This is a genomic window from Rheinheimera sp. (assembly GCF_036568245.1).
Lineage (GTDB): Bacteria > Pseudomonadota > Gammaproteobacteria > Enterobacterales > Alteromonadaceae > Alishewanella.
Genome location: NZ_DATCSY010000041.1, coordinates 1 through 13,751, shown reverse-complemented (window position 1 = coordinate 13,751; position 13,751 = coordinate 1). Strand labels below are relative to the sequence as shown.

General features: G+C 48.2%; 15 protein-coding genes. 4 read left to right on the top strand and 11 right to left on the bottom strand.

Annotation, left to right across the window (positions count from 1 at the left end; translation table 11 throughout):
• From VIN66_RS01960 to sodB, 4 genes are all read right to left on the bottom strand, one after another.
• A partial coding sequence (locus VIN66_RS01960) for a SpoVR family protein (RefSeq protein ID WP_331922428.1) occupies positions 1-717 on the bottom strand: 717 nt, incomplete at its 3' end.
• Positions 718-747: 30 nt separating this feature from the next.
• Positions 748-2,016 carry a YeaH/YhbH family protein gene (locus VIN66_RS01955; protein WP_331922427.1) on the bottom strand — a complete coding sequence of 423 codons (1,269 nt, stop codon included), beginning with the start codon at positions 2,014-2,016 and terminating at the stop codon, positions 748-750.
• A gap of 21 nt (positions 2,017-2,037) precedes the next feature.
• A complete protein-coding gene (locus tag VIN66_RS01950) occupies positions 2,038-3,960 on the bottom strand; it encodes a PrkA family serine protein kinase (RefSeq protein WP_331922426.1) in 1,923 nt (640 codons plus the stop codon).
• Between the two features lie 227 nt (positions 3,961-4,187).
• Positions 4,188-4,772, bottom strand: a complete 585-nt coding sequence (sodB, locus tag VIN66_RS01945) for a superoxide dismutase [Fe] (protein ID WP_331922425.1) — start codon at positions 4,770-4,772, stop codon at positions 4,188-4,190.
• A gap of 240 nt (positions 4,773-5,012) precedes the next feature.
• Between sodB and VIN66_RS01940 the strand changes: the two genes are divergently transcribed.
• Positions 5,013-5,354: a Grx4 family monothiol glutaredoxin gene (locus VIN66_RS01940; protein ID WP_134057042.1), complete on the top strand. Its 342-nt coding sequence runs from the start codon at positions 5,013-5,015 to the stop codon at positions 5,352-5,354.
• Between the two features lie 57 nt (positions 5,355-5,411).
• On the opposite strand, the gene rnt is transcribed toward VIN66_RS01940, so the two are convergent.
• A complete protein-coding gene (gene rnt / locus VIN66_RS01935) occupies positions 5,412-6,092 on the bottom strand; it encodes a ribonuclease T (RefSeq protein ID WP_331922424.1) in 681 nt (226 codons plus the stop codon).
• Positions 6,093-6,221: 129 nt separating this feature from the next.
• On the opposite strand from rnt, the gene VIN66_RS01930 reads away from it, so the two are divergent.
• Complete coding sequence (locus VIN66_RS01930; protein WP_331922423.1) at positions 6,222-7,091, top strand: flagellar protein MotY; 870 nt, start codon at positions 6,222-6,224, stop codon at positions 7,089-7,091.
• 13 nt (positions 7,092-7,104) lie between these two features.
• Here the strand turns inward: VIN66_RS01930 and VIN66_RS01925 are convergent, their stop codons facing one another.
• The 4 genes from VIN66_RS01925 to mnmC all read right to left on the bottom strand — a co-directional run bounded on the left by VIN66_RS01925 (position 7,105) and on the right by mnmC (position 10,438).
• Entirely contained in the window at positions 7,105-7,437 is a 333-nt protein-coding gene (locus VIN66_RS01925; RefSeq protein ID WP_331922422.1) for a hypothetical protein, read from the bottom strand.
• Between the two features lie 66 nt (positions 7,438-7,503).
• Positions 7,504-7,929, bottom strand: a complete 426-nt coding sequence (locus VIN66_RS01920; RefSeq protein WP_331922421.1) for a response regulator — start codon at positions 7,927-7,929, stop codon at positions 7,504-7,506.
• Positions 7,922-8,557 carry a response regulator gene (locus tag VIN66_RS01915; protein WP_331922420.1) on the bottom strand — a complete coding sequence of 212 codons (636 nt, stop codon included), beginning with the start codon at positions 8,555-8,557 and terminating at the stop codon, positions 7,922-7,924. The genes VIN66_RS01920 and VIN66_RS01915 overlap by 8 nt, the downstream gene beginning before the upstream one ends.
• Before the next feature lie 33 nt (positions 8,558-8,590).
• Positions 8,591-10,438, bottom strand: coding sequence for a bifunctional tRNA (5-methylaminomethyl-2-thiouridine)(34)-methyltransferase MnmD/FAD-dependent 5-carboxymethylaminomethyl-2-thiouridine(34) oxidoreductase MnmC (gene mnmC, locus VIN66_RS01910; RefSeq protein WP_331922419.1), 1,848 nt, complete (start codon positions 10,436-10,438; stop codon positions 8,591-8,593).
• A gap of 174 nt (positions 10,439-10,612) precedes the next feature.
• Between mnmC and fabB the strand changes: the two genes are divergently transcribed.
• Positions 10,613-11,827: a beta-ketoacyl-ACP synthase I gene (gene fabB, locus VIN66_RS01905; protein ID WP_331922418.1), complete on the top strand. Its 1,215-nt coding sequence runs from the start codon at positions 10,613-10,615 to the stop codon at positions 11,825-11,827.
• A gap of 48 nt (positions 11,828-11,875) precedes the next feature.
• On the opposite strand, the gene VIN66_RS01900 is transcribed toward fabB, so the two are convergent.
• Both VIN66_RS01900 and VIN66_RS01895 read right to left on the bottom strand, forming a co-directional pair.
• Positions 11,876-12,070 carry a PA3496 family putative envelope integrity protein gene (locus tag VIN66_RS01900; RefSeq protein ID WP_134057028.1) on the bottom strand — a complete coding sequence of 65 codons (195 nt, stop codon included), beginning with the start codon at positions 12,068-12,070 and terminating at the stop codon, positions 11,876-11,878.
• 85 nt (positions 12,071-12,155) lie between these two features.
• Positions 12,156-13,196 carry a glutathione synthetase gene (locus VIN66_RS01895; RefSeq protein WP_331922417.1) on the bottom strand — a complete coding sequence of 347 codons (1,041 nt, stop codon included), beginning with the start codon at positions 13,194-13,196 and terminating at the stop codon, positions 12,156-12,158.
• Positions 13,197-13,463: 267 nt separating this feature from the next.
• On the opposite strand from VIN66_RS01895, the gene VIN66_RS01890 reads away from it, so the two are divergent.
• Positions 13,464-13,751, top strand: a 288-nt coding sequence (locus tag VIN66_RS01890) for a hypothetical protein (RefSeq protein WP_331922416.1), incomplete at its 3' end; no start/stop codon positions are given.

Here is a 13,751-nt window from a genome sequence, read left to right as displayed (position 1 = left end):
ATTTTCCTGCGGTTCAGCCGGAAACCGGGCGATGGACTCTGTTGCCTCTGCATTCTTTACCGGTATGGTGCGCCACAGGTCATTTACCTGGGATTGCAGGTAGTTTTCACGCTCTTGCTGCCGTTTCTGCTCTTCATCAAGTGATATTTTTTGCGGCCGCTTGTAGCGATCTACGCCGTAGTTCATCAAGGCATGGCAGGAGTCGAGCATGTCTTCTACTTCGGCTATACCATATTTTTCCTCGCACTGGCTGATATAGTGTTTGGCAAATAACAAGTAATCAATAATGGAACCGGCGTCAGTCCAGGTTTTAAATAAATAGTTGTTCTTAAAAAATGAATTGTGGCCATAACAGGCATGCGCCATTACCAGAGCTTGCATGGTGATGGTGTTTTCTTCCATCAGGTAGGCAATACAGGGGTTGGAATTAATCACTATCTCATATGCCAGGCCCATGTAACCACGTTTATAATTTTGTTCGGTCTGAATAAACTTTTTACCGTAAGACCAATGATGATAACCAAGTGGCATACCCACGCTGGAGTAAGCGTCCATCATTTGTTCCGCTGTTATTACCTCTATTTGATTGGGGTAAGTGTCCAGTTGATACAGTTCTGCTACCCTGGCTATTTCCCGATGGTAGGCGTCCAGCAAATCAAAGGTCCAATCCGGGCCATCAGGTAAACATTCAACTGCTTTTAGTTTTGCTTTAGCCATGTCAATCCTCACTGCAATCCGCAGATGTATTCACGCTGCCTGTTTTTTGAATAATTCGCGAAACACCGGGTAAATATCGCTGATATCCTGAATATGCTGAATAGCAAAGTTATCGTACACTGGCAGCAGTTTTTCATACTCTTGCCACAAACTCTGGTGGGCTCTGGGTGTTATTTCTATATAGGCATAGTAACGAAGCAATGGGAGTAACTTGGTGGCCAGCATTTCAGCACAGGGGGCACTGTCATCAGTCCAGTTGTCACCATCTGATGCCTGAGCGGCATAAATATTCCACTCTACCGGGTTATAACGCTCCTGTACTATTTCGTACATCAGTTTGATGGCGCTGGAGACAATGGTGCCGCCGGTTTCCTGTGAGTAAAAGAACTCTTGTTCATCAACTTCTTTTGCCTGGGTATGGTGACGGATATACACTACTTCGACGTTTTTATAGCTTCTGCTTAAAAACAGATACAGCAAGATATAAAAACGTTTTGCCATGTCTTTTGTTGCCTGGTCCATTGAACCTGAAACATCCATCAGACAAAACATCACAGCTTTACTGGTAGGTTCAGGCCGTTTCTGAAAGTTACGAAACCGCAGGTCAAAGCTGTCAATAAAAGGCACAGCAGCAATACGATGTTTTAAAACATCTATTTCCTCAAGCAGTAAACGCAGTTGCTGCTGATCTGGCACCGGTTCGCGTTCAATAGCAGCAAGTTGCTGTTCCAGCTCACGTAAACGGGCTTTTTTGTCTGATGCCATAGCAACGCGGCGAGCCAATGAGCCCCGTAATGAGCGAACGATATCTATGTTGCTGGGGACGCCTTCGGAACGATAACCAGCTCTGACCGTTTTGTACTGTACCAGTTTATCCAGCTGGTTTTTTTTCAGGTTGGGCAGCTCCAGATCTTCAAACAGTAAATCCAGATACTCATCTTTGGAGATGGAAAAGACAAAATCGTCTGTGCCCTCGCCATCTGCACTGGCATCGCCCTGGCCTGAACCGCCACCCGCGCCACCCTGAGGGCGTTTTATTCTGTCACCCTGGCTGAACTGGTCATTGCCGGGATGCACGATTTGTCGCCGTCCCCCTTTACCCTGATGGAAAAGCGGCTCGCTGATATCTTTACTCGGTATCGTTATGCTTTCGCCACTGCTGATATCGGTAACACTGCGGTTACTGATTGCATCAGATACCGCTTTTTTTATTTGTTGCTTGTAGCGGCGAATAAAGCGCTGGCGGTTCACCGCGCTTTTATTCTTACCGTTTAATCGCCTGTCTATAAAGTGTGCCATACTGCCTCCGGCCAAGCTGCGTTACTGCGACTTACGAACACGCAGATACCACTCAGACAGCAATCTTACCTGTTTACGGGTGTAACCCTTTTCCATCATCCGGTTGACAAAGTCGTCGTGCTTTTTCTGGTCGTCTGTCGACGTCTTAGCATTAAATGAAATGACCGGCAGCAGCTCTTCTGTACTGGAGAACATTTTCTTTTCAATGACAGTGCGTAATTTCTCGTAGCTGGTCCAGGTAGGATTCTTGCCGTTGTTTTTTGCTTTTGCCCGCAGTACAAAGTTAACGATTTCATTGCGAAAATCTTTCGGGTTACTGATGCCGGCTGGTTTCTCAATTTTTTCCAGTTCAGCATTCAGTGCTGCGCGGTCAAACAACTGACCGGTTTCCGGGTCACGGTATTCCTGATCCTGGATCCAGAAGTCGGCATAAATCACGTAGCGGTCAAAAATGTTTTGTCCATACTCAGAATACGATTCCAGGTAAGCCGTTTGAATTTCTTTACCAATAAACTCGATGTATTTAGGGATCAGATAGCCTTTCAGGTGTTCCAGATAACGCTCGGCAACATCGGCCGGGAACTGCTCACGTTCTATCTGTTGCTCCAGTACGTAGAACAGATGTACTGGGTTAGCGGCAACTTCAGTGCTGTCGAAATTAAATACCCGGGACAGGATCTTGAACGCAAAGCGGGTGGACAGGCCCGTCATCCCTTCGTCTACACCGGCATAATCACGGTATTCCTGATAAGACTTGGCCTTAGGATCGGTATCCTTAAGGCTTTCACCGTCGTATACACGCATTTTCGAGTAAACACTGGAGTTATCCGGCGTTTTAAGCCGTGATAATACGGCAAACTGAGCCAGCGAAATCAGGGTGCCCGGTGAGCAGGGGGCAGCATTTAATTCACTATGTTCCAACAGCTTCTGATAAATGCGCATTTCCTCGCTCACCCGCAGGCAGTAAGGCACTTTTACGATATATACCCGGTCAAGGAAAGCTTCATTGTTTTTGTTGTTCCTGAATGTTTGCCATTCTGATTCATTACTGTGCGCCAGAATAATGCCGTCAAACGGCAGTGCCGCTAAGCCCTCAGTACCGTTGTAGTTGCCTTCCTGCGTTGCCGTTAGCAGCGGGTGCAGCACTTTAATCGGGGCCTTGAACATTTCGACAAATTCCATCAAGCCCTGATTGGCACGGCATAGTGCACCTGAATAGCTGTAAGCGTCAGGGTCATTCTGGGCAAAATGTTCCAGCTTGCGGATATCGACTTTACCAACCAGTGATGCAATGTCCTGATTGTTTTCATCACCTGGCTCAGTTTTGGCGATAGCCAGTTGATCTAAAATTGAAGGATACTTTTTAACGACTTTGAACTGGCTGATATCGCCATTGAATTCATGCAGCCGTTTACTGGCCCAGGGCGACATAATGTTGCGCAGATAGCGTTTGGGAATGCCATACTCCTGCTGCAGAATATTACCGTCTTCGTTCACGTCAAACAGGCACAGCGGGTGGTCATACACCGGCGAGCCTTTCAAATAGTAGATAGGCACCTGCTGCATTAAGTGTTTTAGTTTTTCGGCCAGTGAAGATTTACCGCCACCAACCGGGCCAAGCAGATATAAAATCTGCTTGCGCTCTTCCAGGCCCTGCGCAGAATGCTTAAGGTAAGACACTATCTGCTCAATGGCATCTTCCATACCATAGAACTCAGAAAATGCCGGATAGCGGGCAATGACTCTGTTCGAAAATAGCCGGCTTAATTTGGGGTCCTGAGCGGTGTCAATCAGCTCAGGCTGGCCAATGGCCAGTAGCAGACGCTCAGCCGCGCTGGCGTAACAACTTTTGTCGCTTTTGCACAAGGCCAGGAATTCCTGGATAGTATATTCTTCTTCTTTTGCAGCCTCATAACGAGATTTGTAGTGCTCAAAAATACTCATACGCACCTCCAGCTTTGTAAACATCAGATAAGGGTAGCAGCCAAGCTGTTCCTCTAAGGTTAGACAGTAAAGCGCATTCCCGCCTGACTAATTGACAGAAATATCTACAATTTTCTTCTTCAGCTACGTAAGGGGGGCAGAAATGGTTTTATTGGTATGGTGTGGGTAAGTGTAAAGCTGTGCGGACAAAAAACCCGGCAACTGCCGGGTTTATACAGATGATTATATTACTTGCTGAAGTTCTCGCTGGCGAACTTCCAATTTACCAGCGCCCAGAATGCGTCAAGGTATGAAGGGCGGGCATTGCGGTAATCAATATAGTAAGCGTGTTCCCACAGATCGACAGTCATTACTGGTGTCAGATCTTTGTCCGTTAATGGGGTAGCGGCATTGCTGGTGTTAACAATGTCCAGGCTGCCATCAGATTTTTTCACTAACCAGGTCCAGCTTGAGCCAAAGTTGTTGACCGCTTTGTCGTTGAAGGCCGTTTTAAATGCAGAGAAAGAGCCCCACTTGGCGTTGATGGCATCGGCTAAAGCGCCTGTTGGTTCACCGCCGCCATTTGGTGACAGACAGTGCCAGTAAAAAGTATGGTTCCACACCTGAGCTGCGTTGTTAAAGATGCCGCCTTCAGAAGTGCGGACAATCTCTTCCAGAGACTTGCTGGCAAAAGGTGTACCTTCAATCAGGCCGTTTAATTTTACAACATAGGTATTGTGGTGTTTACCGTAGTGGTATTCCAGCGTTTCAGCAGAAATGTGAGGTGCTAACGCGTCTTTTGCGTAGGGTAAAGCTGGTAATTCAAAGGCCATAGTTGTTCTCCATTGACGTTGTTTATGTTGTCTGCATAGCGTAGACTACAAAACCTGACTAAAATACTCAAGTTTTACAGTGGCGGTGACAGCCTGCGTCGGTGTAGTTGAGTTGTATTGAGCAGAGCGTCGGGTCGTTGCGATGGAGATGGGGATTTTTTCCTGGATCTCAAGTGCCAGAAGTTGCATAACAGCGTAAAATATCTGCCAGTCTGAAAATGTTTATGTTGTGAGGTAGTGATGGAAACATTAGATAAAATTAAGCAGCAAATTGCTGAAAATCCGATTTTGTTATTTATGAAAGGCTCGCCTAAGTTTCCGAGCTGTGGTTTTTCTGCGCAAGCGTCTCAGGCGTTGATTGCCTGTGGTGAACAGTTTGCCTATGTTGATATTTTGCAGAATCCGGATATTCGTGCTGAGTTGCCAAAGTATGCAAACTGGCCAACGTTCCCTCAGTTATGGGTAGAAGGTGAGCTGATAGGTGGTTGTGACATCGTGCTGGAAATGTTTCAGCGTGGTGAGTTGCAACCCTTAATCAAAGAAACCGCCGCCAAGCACAAAACAGATACTGCCGCAGAATAACGCCGTCACCCACAAAAAAACCACCGCAGTGGCTTTTTTTGTGGGTCATATAAGTAGTTAAACAGCATCCAGTGTTTCTGGGTTGTCGTTTTCAGCCCCGGCACAAGGCGCGTTAGCCAATGGCCATCCCCCCAGCTGTTGCCAGCGATTGACAATATAACAGAATAACTCTGCAGTACGTTCGGTGTCGTATAAGGCGCTGTGCGCTTCTTTATTATCGAACTCTATGCCCGCCGCCTGACAGGCTTTCGCCAGTACGGTCTGCCCCAAAGCCAGTGCAGATAAGCTGGTGGTGTCAAAGGATACAAAAGCATGAAATGGCGAGCGTTTGAAATTAAGCCGTTCTACTGCTGCATTAAAGAAACCCTGATCAAAAGCAGCGTTGTGCGCTACTATCACACTGCGCTGGCAGCCTGCTTCTTTTTGTGCGTTACGCACAGCTTTGCAGATTTCAGTGATAGCTTCGCGTTCAGTGACCGCTGCTCGTAATGGATTAAACGGGTCTATACCGTTAAATGCCAGTGAACTGGCTTCAAGATTTGCGCCTTCAAATGGCTGTACGTGAAAATGCAGTGTTTGTTGTGGGATCAGATTCCCATCGTCATCCATACCCAGCAGAGTGGCTGCTATTTCCAGTAGCGCATCGGTTTTTGCATTAAAGCCTGCCGTCTCCACGTCGATAACTACAGGGTAGTAACCACGAAAACGTTGTGCAAGTTGAGAACTAGGTTGTGTCATAACGTCGCCATTTGATAAATCAGCGGCTATTATGCCAAAAAAATATGCCAGCGTCTTGTTACGGCACAGTGCTTGCTAGCTTATGACAGGAATGACAAATAGTTGTTTAGTGTAATGAGAAGCCGGATTATGCGAACCTGTATAGCGCTTAGTGCGCTGATAACATCTTCTGTGGCGCTGTCACAGCCACAATTGCGTCAATATTCTGCCGCGATTGAACAGTCTAGCTGGCTGTTAAGTAAAAATTCGCCGGTAGAGTGTCAGTTGCAGCACGAAATTCCGCAGTTTGGTCAGGCCGTGTTTCGCAGTGTCGCCAGCAAAGGTCTTAATTTGGATTTTGAGCTGCAAATGTTGCGCCTGCCAGACAATTACGCCTTAGCCGAAGTATTGTCAGTGCCTCCGGCCTGGCGGCCTGGCGAACCGGCTAAGGCTGTTGCCAGCATGCAATTGCTGAAACAATATAACGGCGAGTTACCAAAGAAAACAGCCTGGACATTGCTGACTGAATTAGAGCATGGTTTTAGCCCTACTTTTTACTTCAGTGACTGGTACAGCCCCTATGACAAAGTTGTGGCAGCGATGAATCCGGTGCAGTTTCTTTCTACATATCAGAAGTTTAATTTATGTGTTTCTCAACTGCTGCCTTATGATTTTGATGATATTGCCTTTACGGTGCTAAGTTATGAGAGTGGCGGTGATCAGTTAACCCGTGAGTCGCAGCGCAGGTTGTCTCAGATAGCAGAATATCTGAAGTACGACCCTGAGATAGACTTTATTGAAATACAAGGCTACACCGACAGTTATGGCGGCCGCTGGATGAACGAGCAGTTGTCAGTTAAACGGGCGGAAAAAGTAAAAAGCTTTTTTGTCGCGGCAGGCCTTAGCGAAGAGCGGGTTCAGGTCGAAGGCTTTGGCGAGCGGCGGCATGTTGCACCAAATGACACGGCGCTGGAGCGGAAAAAGAACCGTCGGGTCGTGTTGCAGCTGACTAAACCCTGAGCCGGTTAGCGGCTCAGTTTTGCACCATAATATCGACCTGGCGCCAGTCATCCCGGCTTGAAATCAGAATGCGTACACGGTTACCGTTCACGGTAAAATACAGCTGTTCGCGACCATAATGCTGCTGGGTCATCTCTGGCTGTCCAAGCTGTTGAATATAGTAGTCACGCAATGAGCTTTCAGTTTGCTGGCTGAAAAAGCTCAACACTGCCGGCATTTTGTTATCTAAACGGGCAAATTCCCGTGCATCGGCTGGTAGTGGGATCTGATAAAAGTCGTTGGCTTCGCTTTGGGCAGAAAAGGCCAGAAGGATAAAAACTAAACTAAGAACAGCCAGTAAGCGCATGATATTTCCTTATTTTAATTCGTTTTTTAGCTACCTTAGCAAATTTTTTTTCAGTACGCCCTAACATTATATCGTGTTGAGCTGCACAGGTTGTGGCTGACTGCGTTTTTCAAATAAACGCATCGCAGACAGTATTTTGTCGCCACTAAAGGGTTTAACAATAAAGGTAGCTGCACCGGCTGCTATGCTTTGCTGCACATTTTCCAGTGTGCTGAAGCCGCTGATCATCGCAACAAAGCATTCCGGGCGTTCCTGCTTAAACTTTTTCAGTAGTTCCAGACCAGAGCTGTCTGGCAGTTCAATATCGAGAAAAACCAAATCCGGCGGTTGCATATTAAAGATCGTCAGTGCTGATGAGGCATTATGCGCATTATAAAAGCTGAATGTAGAATGTTTTAATAGCTTACTGCTGGTAAGCGCCATGATGTTGTTGCGTAGCAGTTGCCGGCTGTAATCCACATCGTCAACCAGTAAAATCTTCGGCTCACGCATTACGGTCTCCAAATTGCTGTATAAATTCAGCAAAATACTGACAACTGTGTTTAAGCGCATCCATTGGTATGTCAGAAAGCAGCTGCTGCTGCAGTTTGGCGGCAAGCTCAGCGAGGGTGGTTTCACCAAAGCTGGCGGCTCCGCCTTTAATTTTGTGGCAGATCCGCCGCAAGGTTTCGCGTTGTCCGGTACTTAGAGCCTGGTTGAACTCAATGCTCAGCTGCTGCAGATTCTGATAAAACAGCTTGGTCAGCTCAGAATCCAGCACTAAATCCACGGATTTGTGTTGTGGGGTTTGCTGCAACAGACTGGCCAGTAACTGAATATCAACCGGCTTGGGCAGCACCTGATTAAAACCATTGTCTTCGATGTCATCGGCAGACATCGCAAAAATAGGTCTGTCGTACCCGAGCCGCCTTAACATGTGCATTGCAGTGAGACCATCACAGACCGGCATCTGAATATCCATCAGCAGTATGTCATACTGATAACTTAATGCTTCAGTGACGGCTTCTGCGCCATCCGGCACAGCATGCGTCTGCATACCAAGGTTACGGCACTGTGCTTCCAGCAAAGTGCGCATAAAGTTATCGTCTTCGGCAATCAGTATCTGTTTTGTTTGGCTCATAGCCGCCCCTGTAAACGCAACAACAGCGCCAGGCTAAAAACGGTTTGCGCTTAGCCTGTTGATAAGTGACAGATTTAACGGTAGAGGTTCTGCACAAATTTGGCAAGCCAGTAATTCAGCCAGCAATGGCGACAGCATAATGCCTCTGGCACCTAAAGCGCCGAACAGATACAGACCAGATTGCCCGGTTACTGCGCCAACAACCGGTAAGTGGTCGGGCAGGGTTGCCCTGAATGCTGCAGCCGCGCTGGTAATTTCAGCGCCTTCAAGCCACTTTGGATGCTTGAGCTGAGCCTGAGCCAGTTGCAGATTTTCCTCATCATCCTGCTCGGTTATTACCGGCTCTGAAGATGTGCGGTCAAACGTTGCGCCGATACAATGTATATTCTGCCACTGCGGTGTGATGTAACCCTTATGGCACAGCACGGTTTTAAGGGGCGCCAGCGCGGGTTGTTTGACATGGCTTACCTGGCCGCGGATCTTATTCAGTGGTAACGTTTTGCTCTGGTCAAAATGTGCCAATTTACTGCCGCATGCCAGTATCAGCGTCTTTGCACGGATATCACCTGTGATGGTTGTCAGCTGCCACTCGCCTTGTTGGTGGGCTATTGCTACAACATGGCAGTTCAGGCTAAAGCGGAACAGTGTTTGTTGCTGCAGAAAATGAAATGCCTGCTGACAAAATTGTTGCGGGCTGAGCCAGCCTGCCAACGGATAATAAATACCATCATGACTGACAGGTACTCCGGCTATGTCTGACGCCTGGTCTGTATTTACTGCCCTGACCAGCGACGCTGGCCAAAGGGCTTTGTCGATTAACTTTTGCTGGCGCTGCTGCAACTGCTCATTGGTGGCCAGGTGCAATACACCGCACCAGTCTACTGCGAAGTTAAACCCGGTGTTATGCCAGCGCTGATAGAACTGCCGGGCGAATAAAAAAGCTTGTGCGTGTAACTGGCTTTCAGGTGTCAGGTTAGCATGCAGGTTAGGATAAACAGCGCCCTGGCGGTTTTGGGACGCTTGCCTGGCTACGCTGTCATCTTCACAAATCAGCTGCACGGCAATACCGCGCTGTATCAGCGCCAGGGCGGTACACAGTGACGCTATACCACCGCCGATAATCGTTACTTCCGACACCCCGGGCGTAGCTTGCTCAGCGGGGATGTCCATCCGGGCAGTTAACATCTCGCGTTTTCGGCCAAAGCCTTTCACTTTAGCTACGCTAAACCCTGCTTGTTGCAAACCCCGTTTGACGAGGCCGGCAGAAGTGAAAGTAGCAACAGTGGTGCCGCTTCGGCTAAGTCTGGCCAGATTGGTAAACAGCCCGCTCTGCCACATATCCGGGTTTTTACTCGGGGCAAAGCCATCAAGGTAGATAGCATCCGCGGGTGAGGTTAGCTCAGGCATTAAAGTGTTTACATCACCAAGCCATAAATCCAGTATCACGCTGCCATTGTCAAAGCATAGCCGGTGGCAGCCGCCAAGCGGCAACGGATAGGCTGCCAGCAGCAGCTGGCACAACTCAGACAGCTCAGTATGCACCGCCAGCGCCCGGGTCAGATCGCTTAAGCTTAACGGGAACTTCTCAAAGCTGCTGAAATACAGGCGCTGACAGGTTGCCGTTGGGAACTGTTGCCGGTACTGGTGAAAACGTTGCCAGCTCAGCAGGAAATTAGCACCGGTACCAAAACCGGTCTCAATAATATGAAAAGCGTTGCCGGTATGGTGTTGCCAGCGCTGTGGTAAACCATTCTGCTGCAAAAACACGTAATCGGTTTCTGCCATACCGCCGTCATTTGAAAAATAGACATCGTCAAAGTCAGAAGCTACCGGCGTACCTTGTTCATTAAAGTGTATTTTAGCGTTGCTAAGCTCGGACATAGACTGCGGATCCACGACAAAATTCGGCTTGTAGTTTACCTTAAGCTACCGCAGAATTGGAAACAGAGTACAAGTGTGCGCTGAAAGCTGACCACTTTCGGTCACAAAGTCCGTACAATGACGCACAGTATTATTTTAAAGGTACCGGCAGTGGCCCGGTCTGTGGGAGTGAGCATGAAAAGAGCAGTAATCACAGGTATTGGTATTGTTTCCAGTATCGGCAATAACAAAGACGAAGTGCTGGCGTCATTAAAGGCTGGACGGTCAGGCATTACACGTTCCGAAGAGTTTGCCGAACTTGGCCTGCGTTCTCAGGTGTGGGGTAATATCAAACTGGATCCGGCAGAGCTGATTGACCGTAAAGCGATGCGTTTTATGGGTGATGCTGCTGCCTATGCCTACCTTGCGATGCAAGAAGCAATGCAGGACGCAGGCTTTACTGAGGAGCAAATCTCTAGTCCGCGCATTGGTCTGGTAGCGGGTTCTGGTGGTGCGTCTTCAAAAGTCCAGGTTGAAGCTGCTGATATTCTGCGTGAAAAAGGCGTAAAACGTGTCGGCCCTTATGCGGTACCTAAGACCATGTCCAGTACCTGTTCCGCCTGTCTGGCAACGCCGTTTAAAATTAAAGGCGTGAATTATTCAATCAGTTCGGCTTGTGCCACCAGTGCGCACTGTATCGGCCATGCGGTAGAGCTTATCCAACTTGGCAAGCAGGACGTTATTTTTGCCGGCGGCGGTGAAGAAGTGCACTGGACTCTGGCCATGGAGTTTGACGCCATGGGCGCACTGTCAACCAAGTACAACGACACGCCGGAACTTGCATCCCGTACTTATGATGCGAACCGTGATGGCTTTGTCATCAGTGGCGGTGGTGGCATGGTCGTGGTTGAAGAGCTGGAGCATGCACTGGCGCGCGGTGCGACCATTTATGCCGAGATTGTGGGTTATGGCGCAACCTCTGACGGTTTTGACATGGTAGCCCCAAGTGGTGAAGGCGCCGTGCGTTGTATGCAGATGGCGATGCAGGGGGTAACGGCAGAGGTTGACTATGTAAACACCCACGGTACCAGTACCCCTGTTGGTGATGTGAAAGAGCTGGGCGCTATTCAGCAGGTATTTGCCGGTAAATCACCTGCCATCAGTGCGACTAAAGCGATGACGGGCCATGCACTCGGTGCGGCCGGTGTGCATGAAGCCATTTACTCACTGCTGATGATGAAGCATAACTTTATTGCACCTTCCATCAATATTGGTGAGCTGGATGAAGCGGCTCAGGGGCTGAATATTGTTACCACTGCTAAGCCGGCAGAGCTGAATACAGTGATGTCAAACAGCTTCGGTTTTGGTGGCACCAACGCCACGCTGGTGATGCAAAAATACCGCGCTTAATTGCACGCTGGTGCAGATAAAAAAACGGGCGCTACGAGCGCCCGTTTTTTATGCTTCATCGTCTTCCAGATCCCAGTCATCCAGTAACTGGCGTAAACGTTTTTGTTCCAGCAAATCATCAATACGCCGGCGGGCTTCAAGCTTTTGTTTGGCTTTACTGTCCTTGGGCGATAGTTCTTTAATGATTTCATTGTCTTCTGATAAATCTTCCAACTCAAACTCGTTGCTTTCTACCTGTGACATAAGCGCACCTCAGATTTTTTTGCCTATTTACCGAGATTTACCGGTTAAAAACAGTGAATTATTTTTTTAAAGACGATAAAAATTTTCAATTAAGCGCTTCAGCCTCTGTCAGCAAAGGTCTGAATACCTGTTTGCGGGGTGACAAATGCGATTTAGTGCTTACCATATGCTCAATAAAATCAATTACTTTTTCTTGCAGTCTCACGCCGTTCAACCGGTTTATTCTGGCAATACCACCCGGGCTCATCACATTCACTTCAATCAGCTTGCCATTTATCACATCTATGCCGGCAAAAAATAAACCGTCACGCACCAGTTTGGGCCCAATATGTGCGCAAAGCCGCTTTTCCCGTTCGGTCAGCTGGTATTTGATAACACTGCCGCCGGCATGGACATTTGACCTGACATCATCCGGCGGTGGGATACGGCGCATGGCGCCTATGGCTTTGCCGTTGAGCATCAGAATCCGGATATCGCCAAGCTCGGCGCCCTCGACGTATTCCTGCAAAATTACATAGTTGCCACGCTCCTGATCGCCGATATAAAAATCCAGCAGTGAACGGGCGCTTTGTGCGGCAGATTTTTCCAGCAGAATAACGCCTTTGCCACCGTAACCATTCAGCGGTTTCAGTACCATTTTATCGTTTGGTGATTCCGCCAGTACCCGTGCCAGATAATCTTTATCTTTTGAAACATGGGTTACCGGGATAAATTCGTTATTCGGATCGTGTAACGAAGCGGTGTACATCTTATTGTTCGCAATACGTACACCGTCTAAATCATTCATGATAAAGGTGTCTTCACGCACCGAGTCCAGAAAATTCAGCACTATAGGGTCAAGCGGCGGGTTCAGCCTGATAAAGATAGCGTCGAAGGCCGCCAGTGGCAGTTTTTGCTGATTAAACTGCGCATGGCGGTAAAAACTGGCAATGTTACTGGAGATTTTCTGCCCTTTGACAAACACTTTGCAAAAGGCCTGCGCAATACTGTCGCGCACCGTCAGGTTGGTGGCATGTGTGATAGCAACCGTATGGCCGCGGCTGACCGCTTCGTGGATCATCCGTATTGTGCTGTCACCATCAGGGTACACTTTGTCCCATGAGTACATTAGAAAACAAATTCGCATAATGCTCTCTGCATCGATATCGTCGGCTAAGCATAAAAGAGCTGCCGGAAAAAGGAAGCGGATGATAGCTTAGCGGTAAAAAAACACACGTGAAATTTGTATTGCTGGTGTAAGACTTGTTTCTACCGGGCACGCTTTGCCATGCATCGCATGACAATGCTTGTTAGCCGCAATCATAATGCTCTTTGCCGGACAGGTGCATACAGTCAGCCGCCAAACTTCTAATGCTCTGGCAGTTTTGCCAGGGGTGAACGATACAGGTGTATCATGAGTGTTGATTCAATACAGCGAACGTCATACTTGTTTAATGGTGCGGTGATGCTCGTTTTGGTAACGATTAGCCCGTATCTGACTGCAGACCCTTTGTCTGCCCACATGATGGAGCAAATTACTATTAAAGGCAGGCAGACCGATTTGCTGGGCCTGGCCAGTTCGGCGTCTGAAGGCGTTATTGGTAACAGCGAAATTGCCGACCGTCCTTTACTGCGAACCAGTGAAGTACTGGAGTTTATTCCCGGTATGGTGGTAACCCAGCATAGCGGCAGCGGTAAAGCG